7 protein-coding genes and 1 pseudogene are annotated in these 6,815 nt (G+C 41.9%); all 8 read left to right on the top strand.

Annotation, left to right across the window (positions count from 1 at the left end):
* A pseudogene (locus ACEW9I_RS02760) lies at positions 1-455 on the top strand (Tat pathway signal protein); the annotation flags it as partial.
* A 142-nt stretch (positions 456-597) separates the two neighbouring features.
* Positions 598-1,959, top strand: coding sequence for an alpha/beta hydrolase (locus tag ACEW9I_RS02755; RefSeq protein ID WP_373538846.1), 1,362 nt, complete (start codon positions 598-600; stop codon positions 1,957-1,959).
* A 152-nt stretch (positions 1,960-2,111) separates the two neighbouring features.
* Positions 2,112-3,179 carry an alpha/beta hydrolase gene (locus ACEW9I_RS02750; protein WP_373538847.1) on the top strand — a complete coding sequence of 356 codons (1,068 nt, stop codon included), beginning with the start codon at positions 2,112-2,114 and terminating at the stop codon, positions 3,177-3,179.
* A 61-nt stretch (positions 3,180-3,240) separates the two neighbouring features.
* Entirely contained in the window at positions 3,241-3,870 is a 630-nt protein-coding gene (locus ACEW9I_RS02745; protein ID WP_373538845.1) for an NAD(P)-dependent oxidoreductase, read from the top strand.
* Positions 3,871-3,933: 63 nt separating this feature from the next.
* Positions 3,934-5,082, top strand: a complete 1,149-nt coding sequence (locus ACEW9I_RS02740) for a phytoene desaturase family protein (protein WP_373538844.1) — start codon at positions 3,934-3,936, stop codon at positions 5,080-5,082.
* A 114-nt stretch (positions 5,083-5,196) separates the two neighbouring features.
* Positions 5,197-5,454, top strand: coding sequence for a hypothetical protein (locus tag ACEW9I_RS02735; RefSeq protein WP_373538843.1), 258 nt, complete (start codon positions 5,197-5,199; stop codon positions 5,452-5,454).
* 15 nt (positions 5,455-5,469) lie between these two features.
* A complete protein-coding gene (locus ACEW9I_RS02730) occupies positions 5,470-6,282 on the top strand; it encodes a CPBP family intramembrane glutamic endopeptidase (protein WP_373538842.1) in 813 nt (270 codons plus the stop codon).
* 46 nt (positions 6,283-6,328) lie between these two features.
* Positions 6,329-6,781, top strand: a complete 453-nt coding sequence (locus ACEW9I_RS02725; protein WP_373538841.1) for a hypothetical protein — start codon at positions 6,329-6,331, stop codon at positions 6,779-6,781.
* Positions 6,782-6,815: the final 34 nt, after the last annotated feature.

The following is a 6,815-nucleotide window of genomic DNA, read 5'->3' as shown; positions in this document are numbered from 1 at the left end:
TTATGCAGGAACTGAAATCCTGGATTCGCTTTAATGACCAGGAAGCAGCCCGCACTGGTGATGGATTGTCTCTTCGTGCTACCGGAAATCCATCGATACCGCGCTGGCTGGGGAGCCTGTTATTCAAATTATTAATTCGGGTGCAGCCAGAGAATGACAAAAATACCCGAAATATTCGCAGTTCCGCAGGTATTGCCGTGTTCGTGTCCGATGTTAGTGACAAGGCTCATTGGGTCGAAGTCGGTCGCTGTTACGAGCGATTTGCGCTCCAGGCTACTGCTCTGGGCATCCGCAATGCCTTTTTGAACCAGCCTGTTGAAGAAGTAAGTTTGCGACCTGATTTCGCGAAGGCTTTGGGGCTAGAGTCTGGCCGACCCGATCTAGTGGTACGTTTCGGGCGAGGGGCAGCGATGCCAAGTTCTCTACGGCGACCAGTTGAAGCGGTCATTCTGTGAGCGCAGCCGTTGACAGAGGAATTCTTGATGCTGTTTGCCCAGCATTGTTAGCTAAGGCTCATCGCTTCGACTAGAATTCTGCTAACTCAAACATTTGCTTTAAGTGTTATCGTCACCACGTTATTTACGAACAATAGTTTAAATGCAAATTATAAAATCGATCGTTCAAATTCTTGCTACTGTTTTATGCTGTTTGACTGCACTAATGAGTATTCTGCTCTTCCTGCGGCTACATTGGCCTGCACCGACATTATGGATATTAAAGCTGTTTGCTTCTGCATTATCTCTTTTGTTTGCCTCAGTGGGTGTGTTGAGTATCATTGTGGGACTGACAACAGGGTCAGTCTTCATCAGCTCGATCGGCTTGTATGTCGCTGTATTTTTCTGTTCGCATATATACAGGATTACCCGTCCACCTGATGTTTCAAGCGGTTTTGAACAGGCTTTCGGTTTGAATTGGGAAAACAGCATAAGTGCCCAACAAAAAAATCGCTTTCTCCCAAGACGAACGATCGTAAAATTACCCGCCGTTCCAATTCTACATATGGAACAGGACATTTCATTTGCAACCATTCCCGACACCAACAGACAACTTTTATGTGATGTATGGCAACCAAATGCAACTGTTACTCCATCGGGTTTGGCTTTTATCTATCTGCATGGAAGTGCGTGGTCTCTGCTTGATAAAGATGTTGGTACTCGTCCGTTTTTTAGTCACTTGGCTGCCCAAGGTCATGTGATTATGGACGTGGCTTACCGCCTTGCTCCTGAAACGGACATGATGGGAATGATAAACGATGTAAAGCGGGCGATCGTATGGATGAAAGAAAATGCACGCACTTACGGCGTAAACTCCAACACAATTGTTGTGGGTGGCGGTTCTGCGGGAGGTCATCTTGCCCTGTTGACAGGCTATACAGCCAACAACCCGCAGTTTACACCAAAGGAACTGGTAGGAAAGGACATCAGCGTGTGCGGCGTTGTTTCCTTATATGGCCCAACAGATTTAGAGGCAATGTACTACCATACCAACCAGCATCTTACCACCCGATCGAATCCCGGATCTGCAAAAAAAGCTATGCCCGTTCAATTGCCCGAATGGATGATTAAAAAAATGGGGAAAGCATATTATCGCTTTAATTTTGATAAAGACTTTGAAAATGCTGGGGCTTTCGCGCCTCTTTTTGGCGGGCATCCAGATGAATGCCCTGAACCATACGCTCTTTTCTCCCCAGTCACCCATGTACATGCTAATTGTCCTGCCACAATCCTCATCCAAGGTGAACATGACCTGATGGCATCTGTAAAAACAACTCGCTTTTTATGCACTCGTTTGGTGGAAGAAAAAGTGCCAACGGTCACGCATATTTTACCCCAGACAGACCATGCCTTTGACCTTATATTGCCCAAGATATCTCCATCAGCACATGCAGCAATTTATGATGTGGAACGCTTCCTGGCGTTACAAATTAAAAACGTTGAGAAGCCAAAGGCGATCGCATAAGAGATTGAAAAATAATGAAATCGTTAGCTGTTTGAATGCTCCTCACGAGTTTCTCACAGTATTCGTTTAGGCTATGAAAAAAACCGATTCGATCTTGGAGAGGCTCACGGGAACGATCCGACCATCAAATCAACACTAAAAATAAAGTTGTGATGCTTTTTCTGACGATCGTTTTATTGGGTGCAATAGTCTTAGCTATCTTATTCCTAATTCCTGGTTTTACTTTCCCTATTAAAGATCGACAAGGACATGATATTCCTGGGGGCATTGCCTCACTCGAAAAAGTTAACTTGGGAGGACAGGAACAATGGATTCTTATTCGTGGCATAGATATCACAAAGCCTGTAATTCTCTTTCTTCATGGTGGCCCTGGCACTTCCAATATGTGTCTTTTAAGAAAATATACGGATGAATTAGAGAAACATTTTATAGTCACAACTTGGGATCAACGAGGAGCAGGTAAGTCTTACAAAGCTATTAATCCTCATTCTTCCATGACGATCGATCGGTTTGTCTTAGATACTGGCGAATTGACCCAATTGCTCTGTCATCGATTCGATCGACAGAAAATATTTCTGGTTGGTCATTCATGGGGAAGTCTAATTGGGATATTGAGTATCCAAAAATACCCAGATTTATATCATGCTTATATCGGAATTGGTCAGATTGTAAATATGCAGGAGAACGAACAAATTTCTTATGATTGGACATTGGCACAAGCAACAAAAGCGGAAGATAAACGAGCGATTCGGACTCTTACCGAAATAGGTACTCCCCCTTATACTGTCGATGGGCAGAAAAAAATGATGACCCAACGACGCTTATTAGGTAAGTATGGTGGAGAGTTATACGGTAGCTCAAACGGTGCTTTTCCGCTTATTTTCAGTAGTTTGATATCTGCTACTGAATATACTTTACTTGATAAAGTATATTTTTTCAAAGGAATATTTGCATCGAATCATTTGTTATGGCAGGAGCTTTTGACCATTAACCTGAAGAAACAAGAATTATCATTCAAAGTGCCAGTATATTTTGCATTAGGAAGGTATGACTATGAAGCACCATCCATAATTGCAGAACAGTATTTTCAAATAATCGAAGCACCCAAAAAGGAAATAATTTGGTTTGAAAACTCGGCACACTTTGCCAACATAGAGGAAAATGAAAAGTTCGATTACCTCTTGACAAATCGGATATTGCCTACTATTGCTCTAGTCTAAAATATAAAATCACTCGGATTAGAAACTCGTACAAACAATTAATTCAGGTAGGAAGTCTAATATGAGAATTGCAATTATTGGAGCATCGCGGGGAATAGGTGCCGAGCTATTAAAAGCTGCCATTGAAGAAGGCCACGAAGTTACTGCTTTAGTGCGAGATCCTGCCAAGCTGAACATCAGCACTCCTGGATTGAAAGTCATCACAGGCGATATTCTCGACCCATCCTCTGTGGCTGCGGCGATTGCTGGACAGGAGGCAATTTGCGTTTGCATTGGTATTCCACCGACCAGAAAACCCGTCGATGTCTTCTCGCGAGGAATTCAAAATATTCTTGCAGCAATCGGAACAGAATCAAACCAAAAACTCATCCTAATTACTGGCATTGGTGCTGGTGATAGTAAGGGTCATGGTGGCTTTTTTTACGATCGCATTATCAATCCGCTGTTGCTGGGAACCAGTTATGCAGACAAAGATCGCGCGGAATCGATTCTTAAAGCAAGTAATGTCGAATGGCTGATCGTTCGTCCAGGATTCTTGACTAATGGTTCCCGAACTGGAAAATATCGGGTTATCGAAAATTTATCTGGTGTTGCGGCAGGGAAAATCTCGCGCGCCGATGTTGCTGACTTCATATTGAAGCAGTTGGCATCACCAACCTGCTTTGGCAAAACACCACTAGTAACATACTAGCTGGCTCTACAGTCTAACCTCGCGATCGATTTTTCAAGCTATAAAAACATCTAGAAAATCTTCATGATGAAGCATAAATGCGGTGGCACTATTATCATTATTGGCGCGGGAATTGCTGGGCTAGCGGCAGGTTGCTATGCCCAGATGAATGGTTATCAAACTCAGATCTTTGAGATGCACGATCGATCTGGTGGACTCTGTACGGCATGGCACCGACAGGGATTTGTGTTTGATGGTTGCATTCACTATTTGTTCGGCTCTGCACGAGGACAGCCTTTCTACCAACTCTGGGAGGAACTTGGCGTTGTACCGCAGCAACAATTTGTCCATCACGATGAATTGCTACGGGTGAGTGAATCTAATGGGGAAACCTTAATTGTTTACAGTAATCCCGATCGATTGGAGCAGCATTTAAAAGAGTTATCACCGATAGATCGCCGATTAATTAGCGATTTCTGTGTGGGGATTCGCACTTTTACTCACTTCGATTTGTCACTACTTCAACAGCAGCCCAAAGCATTGATGCAACTGGGAGACTGGGGCAAAATGGCAAGGAAAATGTTGCCATTTATCTGCCCATTGGCGCAGTGGGGAAACCTTTCAGCAGTGGAGTTTGCCAAGAGGTTTCAAGATCCCTTTCTCCGCCGCGCCATTCCCCAGATGTTTGGCTGGGAAGATATTCCTGTGATGGTAGGGATGTCATTACTAGCTTATATGCACACCAAAAATGCTGGCTTTCCGCTAGGTGGATCGCTCCAATTTGCCGAAAAGATCGCGGATCGCTATCTGGAATTAGGCGGTGAAATTTACTATGAATCGCAAGTAGAAAAGATTTTAATCGAGAAAGATCGGGCGATTGGAGTGCGGTTATATAACAACGAAGAATGCTATGCAGATCGAGTAATTTCAGCCTGTGATGGTCACAATACGCTGTTTGGTTTACTAGATCGGCAATATGTCCCCCGCGAGATCCAACGTTACTACGATGGACATTTACCGATTCATTCCCAACTACAGGTATCACTGGGCGTAAATCGCGATCTATCAACCGAACCACATTGGACTACTCATTTGCTCGATCGACCTGTCGTAATTGCGGGAGAAAAGCGATATGAGATTGGGGTCAAACACTATTGCTTCGATCCTTCGTTAGCACCACAGGGGAAATCAGTGTTGATGGTTGTGTTGACGACTAATTATGACTATTGGTAACGTATTTATGGTAGATCGATCTACGATGCAGAAGAAATTCAAGAATCACAAATTCTCATCGATCTTTTAGAGCAATTCTATCCTGGGATTAGAAATGATATTGAGTTTGTAGATGTGGCTACACCGCTTACTTACGAGCGTTATACGGGCAACTGGCAAGGATCGAGTTGTGGGTGGCTCCTGACCAAACAAACCCTCCCACTGTCGATTAAAGGTTTACCTAAAACATTACCGAAACTGCGGAATTTTTATGTGATCGGGCAATGGGTAGAACCAGGGGGAAGTGTGCCAGTGGTGGCAATGTCGGGACGCAATATTATTCAGCAAATTTGTCGAGAAGATAAGCATCCTTTTCGGTCAATAGCACCTTAAAAAGAGAGAGATAATATGGAAAATAATATATCAGAAGACAAGTCATCACTCAAATTCTTTTTGTTAGTTTTTTTGCTGTCAATTCCTTTTTGGATATTGGGTGCTACGACTAGAGATTTGACTAAAATACTTCCTATAAAACTTCCAATCAGTGCCTTAATGACTGTCTGTCCTTTATTAGCGGCAGTAATTTTCGTTTATAAAGAACAAAAAAATCATGGTGTTAAGGAACTGTTGAAACTATCTTTGGACTTCCAAAAAATCAAAGATAAAAAATGGTATGTACCAATTGTTTTTCTCATGCCTACCATAGCAGCACTTTCTTATTGGTACTTGAAGATAACAGGAGGAATACTACCCGAACCTCCAATACCCTTTCTATCTGTCGTCATTTTCTTCTTTGTGTTTTTTATCGGTGCTATTGGCGAAGAAGTGGGTTGGAGCGGTTATGTTACCGCTCCTTTGCAAAAACAGTATGGGGCTTTTAAAGCAAGTATCATCATCGGTTTTATTTGGGCAATATGGCATATTATTCCCTATAGCCAAGCGCATCAAACGCCAATATGGATATTTTGGCAATGCCTCGGCACAGTTTTTTTACGGACAATTATGGTTTGGATCTTTAACAATACTCATAAAAGTGTCTTTGCGATGATTCTCTTTCATACCACGATTAATATAAGTCCATATCTATTCCCAAGTAATGGTTCGCACTACGATCCATTTATCTTTAGCATTTTGATAATCCTTACAACGATCTCGATAACTTGGCTATGGGGAGCAACAACGTTAGCTCGATACAGGTATTCTCTCTCACAAACTTGTTAGGTTGACTAAAGCAACATCAGAGAAAACATAAAAAAATACTTTAAAAATGTCAATAATTAAAAACTACTACTATCTAATAGCAGGAATTCTCTCAATTCTTTTTTCTTTTACACATGCCTGGAATGGGCAGACCACTGTTTTACCTATAATTGATGCAAGCAATACCGATCTGGCTACAAAAACGATAATTTTTTATGTTTGGCATCTTATTACGGCTGAAAATTTTATTTTTGGCACCTCATTCCTTGTGATGGCATTTTACAAGGATTTGTCAAAAGTAAAATTTACGGCTTGGTTTATTGCCGTTATGATAATTGCTCGCTGGGGAGTTGTTTTTGGAAGCACATTATTTAAAAATATAAATGGTCTTACAGATACTTTGTCCGATCTAGTAGCAATAATCATTTATGTCGGATTAATAATATTAGGTACGAGAGTAAAAGATAAAATTCGATCGGAGCCTGGAAATAGTCCAAGAGTTTTTATTCAAAGAATATAAGCAGAAAATGATGTCCCACTCAACTTTCACACTT

It is taken from the genome of Chamaesiphon sp., from assembly GCF_041738855.1.
In the GTDB taxonomy this organism is placed as follows: Bacteria; Cyanobacteriota; Cyanobacteriia; order Cyanobacteriales; family Chamaesiphonaceae; genus Chamaesiphon.
The sequence above is the reverse complement of the archived record's forward strand: the minus strand, read 5'-3'. Positions and strand labels throughout refer to the sequence as shown.

Coding starts and splice junctions, on each gene's coding strand:
- ACEW9I_RS02755 (WP_373538846.1), top strand. CDS start 598: ATGCAAATTATAAAATCGATCGTTCAAATTCTTGCTACTGTTTTATGC.
- ACEW9I_RS02750 (WP_373538847.1), top strand. CDS start 2,112: ATGCTTTTTCTGACGATCGTTTTATTGGGTGCAATAGTCTTAGCTATC.
- ACEW9I_RS02745 (WP_373538845.1), top strand. CDS start 3,241: ATGAGAATTGCAATTATTGGAGCATCGCGGGGAATAGGTGCCGAGCTA.
- ACEW9I_RS02740 (WP_373538844.1), top strand. CDS start 3,934: ATGATGAAGCATAAATGCGGTGGCACTATTATCATTATTGGCGCGGGA.
- ACEW9I_RS02730 (WP_373538842.1), top strand. CDS start 5,470: ATGGAAAATAATATATCAGAAGACAAGTCATCACTCAAATTCTTTTTG.
- ACEW9I_RS02725 (WP_373538841.1), top strand. CDS start 6,329: ATGTCAATAATTAAAAACTACTACTATCTAATAGCAGGAATTCTCTCA.